5 protein-coding genes and 1 tRNA gene are annotated in these 3,238 nt (G+C 56.0%); all 6 read left to right on the top strand.

Features of this window, described 5'->3' with window-relative positions:
* The first annotated feature begins 4 nt into the window (after positions 1–4).
* Positions 5–94, top strand: a tRNA-Ser gene (locus AC1DSG_RS29500).
* 300 nt (positions 95–394) lie between these two features.
* Positions 395–619, top strand: coding sequence for a hypothetical protein (locus tag AC1DSG_RS29495; RefSeq protein WP_477794025.1), 225 nt, complete (start codon positions 395–397; stop codon positions 617–619).
* 165 nt (positions 620–784) lie between these two features.
* Positions 785–2,059, top strand: coding sequence for a serine hydrolase domain-containing protein (locus AC1DSG_RS29490; protein ID WP_477794026.1), 1,275 nt, complete (start codon positions 785–787; stop codon positions 2,057–2,059).
* Between the two features lie 27 nt (positions 2,060–2,086).
* On the top strand, positions 2,087–2,407 hold the full coding sequence (locus AC1DSG_RS29485; protein ID WP_477794024.1) for a YbjQ family protein: 321 nt from the start codon (positions 2,087–2,089) through the stop codon (positions 2,405–2,407).
* Between the two features lie 163 nt (positions 2,408–2,570).
* Positions 2,571–2,759, top strand: coding sequence for a hypothetical protein (locus AC1DSG_RS29480; RefSeq protein ID WP_477794023.1), 189 nt, complete (start codon positions 2,571–2,573; stop codon positions 2,757–2,759).
* Between the two features lie 183 nt (positions 2,760–2,942).
* On the top strand, positions 2,943–3,238 hold a 296-nt coding region (locus tag AC1DSG_RS29475; RefSeq protein WP_477794022.1), incomplete at its 3' end, for a transposase domain-containing protein.

Here is a 3,238-nt window from a genome sequence, read left to right as displayed (position 1 = left end):
ATACGGTGAAGTGTCCGAGTGGCTTAAGGAGCACGCCTGGAAAGTGTGTATACAAGAAATTGTATCGAGAGTTCGAATCTCTCCTTCACCGCCAAATTCGATGTAACCAGAACCCCTGATTTCGAGAGAAATCAGGGGTTTTGTGGTTTCTGGGGCTGGGTTTTGAGAGTGGCGCTGTCGTTTCTGAAATATATGTAGGACGAGTCGCAGGCTTGTGGGAAGTAGTGCTGGAAAGCCAGGCGGTTGGGGCGCCCACAAGGTTTAGCGGCTCAAATGAACCATCTCGAGAAGGGGTTTTCGTTTTGTGCCTTCGGGTTCAAGATGAACGGGCAGCACATATGACGGCTCCCACTTAATTCGGAATGGACCTACGCGTGTTATGCAGGAAATGACCATGAAACAGGCCGAACTCGAAAAGGTCCACGTAGAGATCATCAAGTTGCTCGCTGAGCAGCGCAAGCTGAATGCTGAAGCGAGCAAGCTAAGTGCTGAAGCGGGCAAGCTGAGTGCCGAGGCGGGCAAGATGACCCGTGAAACCTTTTGGTATCCGGTGGCAATAGCCATTGGGATAATTGGTACGGTAGCAACCGTCACTGCGGTGTTGATTAAACTTCTGTAGTGCCTGATTTTTTCCCATCCGGTACGACCTCTTCAATTCCTCGAAATGCCCGGTCTTCAGCCTCGCCACCCACCTGCTAGACTGCCGGACCCCTCGAACGGAATCGACACCATGTCCCACCCTCGCGCTGCTTGCCGCCGCACTATCATGTCCATCACTGCGGTGATGGCGTGTGCCCTGTCAACTTATGCCACCGCAACAACATTCCCCGACGCAGAAGCCAGCGATCCCGCAAAACTCGGCTGGATGGTCGGCTCGCCGCCTCCTGCCGATCGTACCGTGCGTTTCGAAGACGGCAGCTATTTCCAGTTTCCGGCGATGCGCTGGAGTGTCTCGAACTTCCGACAACTCATGCCGACGATCAACGTTTCACGAGGCCTGGGCGCGCCGGTGCCGTTGGTTTACGCGCTGCACAATGAAATCGACGCTCTCAGCTTCACGCCTCTCGGCGCAACGCAGTCGATGACCTGGGATCAATCCCTCGCGGCCACTTACACCGACGGGATTGTGGTGATGCACAGGGGCAAGGTTGTTTATGAGCGCTACTTCGGCGTACTGAAACCCGAAGGCCAACACGCGGCGATGTCGGTGACCAAATCCGTGGTTGGCACGCTCGGGGCGATGTTGGTGGCTGAAGGGCAGATCGATGCGAACAAGTCTGTTGCCGATTACGTTCCTGAATTGGCGGCTTCTGCGTTCGGCAGCGCTACGGTGCGTCAGGTCCTCGATATGACAACCGCGCTCAAATACAGCGAAGACTATGCCGATCCGAACGCCGAAGTCTGGGCTCACGCAAAAGCTGGCAACCCATTGCCCAAGCCAAAGGACTACACCGGACCGCGAAGTTACTACGCGTTTTTGCAGACTGTTCAACTGCAAGGTGAACACGGCAGTGCGTTTGGCTACAAGACCGTCAACACTGACGTCTTGGGCTGGATCATCGCTCGAGCGACCGGCCGTAACGTTGCGCAGTTATTGTCGGAGCGCATCTGGAGTCGTTTGGGCGCCGAGCAGGATGCCTATTTCACGGTGGACTCCATCGGGACGCCGTTTGCTGGCGGTGGCTTGAACACTGGCTTGCGTGACCTCGCCAGGTTTGGCGAAATGCTGCGCAATGAGGGCCGGCTCAACGGCCAGCAGATCGTGCCCAAAGCCGTCGTGGATGACATCCGCCGTGGCGGCGACAAGCAGGTTTTTGCCAAGGCCGGTTATGACTTGTTGAAGGGCTGGAGTTACCGCTCGATGTGGTGGGTGACGGACAAGGAGGGCGGGGCATTCATGGCGCGCGGCGTTTATGGCCAGCGCATCTATGTCGATCCGAAAGCCGAGATGGTGATTGTGCGCTACGCCTCGCACCCGGTTGCGAGTAATTCGGCGAATGATCCTGTGACGTTGCCGGCGTTTGATGCGTTGGCTGCACACCTGTCCAAGTTGCCTTGATCCACTGTTTATGAATAAGGATTCCCCATGATCACCACCACAACTCACGCCATTGAAGGCCGCCAGATCACCGCTTACCTGGACATTGTCAGTGCCGAGTCCGTGCAGGGCATTAACGTTATCCGTGACGTGTTTGCCGGGATGCGCGATTTTTTCGGGGGGCGTTCTCAGACGCTGGAGCGTGCGTTGAAAGAAGCACGCATTCAGGCGACCGACGAGATCAAGGAACGGGCGCGGGCACTTCAGGCAGATGCGCTGGTGGGGCTCGATTTTGAGATCAGCATGCCGTCCGGCAAGGGTGGGATGGTGGTGGTTTTTGTGACGGGGACAGCGGTCAAGCTGAGGTGATCCATTCTGTGTGATTGGGCGTTGAGTGCGGGCCACTCGTCGGGCATGCGAAAATCTGAATTACAAGTCCGGTAGTGACCGGTTAGTCTCAAAAGCCTTGGCGGTCGATATTTTTCAGGCAAAGGGCTTTGCCGGTGTCGACCCRTTTGAGAGGGGAAGAGGTATGGCTGATCCGTATATCGAAGACGACGGTGCTGAATTTCCGATCAATAATTGCGTTAATTGTGGCCAGACAGAGTATGTGGCGGGCTTTGGGGAAGACCCGGTCCAGATCAGCAAAGTGAAATCGACGACGCCCAGAGGCGCAAAGGCGAAATTTCTGCCAAGAGTGGCGACGCCTTCCAGGAAGTAACTGATAACCGGACAGACCCCGCCTTCGAGTGGGGTTTTCATTTTCGCAGTATCGATTATCGGTTCAAAACCGGACCTCAGACATTCGGGCATGGCGCCTAATGCCGATCAGTTAAGCCCTCTTGCTTGACCTTTGGCCGCAAGAAATCAAAATCCGATACCTGAATTGGCATCGGATTTTTTTATGCGTCTCGCTCGGGCACTGGAACTGACTCACAACATCGCCTCCACTCCCCACGCCATCGAGGGGTTGGATTCGTTACTCGATCCTTCTTTGGTCGAGCAAGCACTGGAACAGGCAGGCGTAGCAACCCTGCGCAAGCGCCGTCTGCCGTTGGAAATGATGCTTTGGTGCGTGATTTCCATGGCGTTCTTTCGGCGGATGTCAGCCTGGGATGTGGTCAGTCGCATGAACATTATGCTGCCGGGTCAACGTCCGCTGGTGGCGCCCAGCGCAGTGGTTCAAGCCCGTCAGAGGCT

Source organism: Pseudomonas sp. P5_A12, assembly GCF_056400685.1.
The sequence above is the reverse complement of the archived record's forward strand: the minus strand, read 5'-3'. Positions and strand labels throughout refer to the sequence as shown.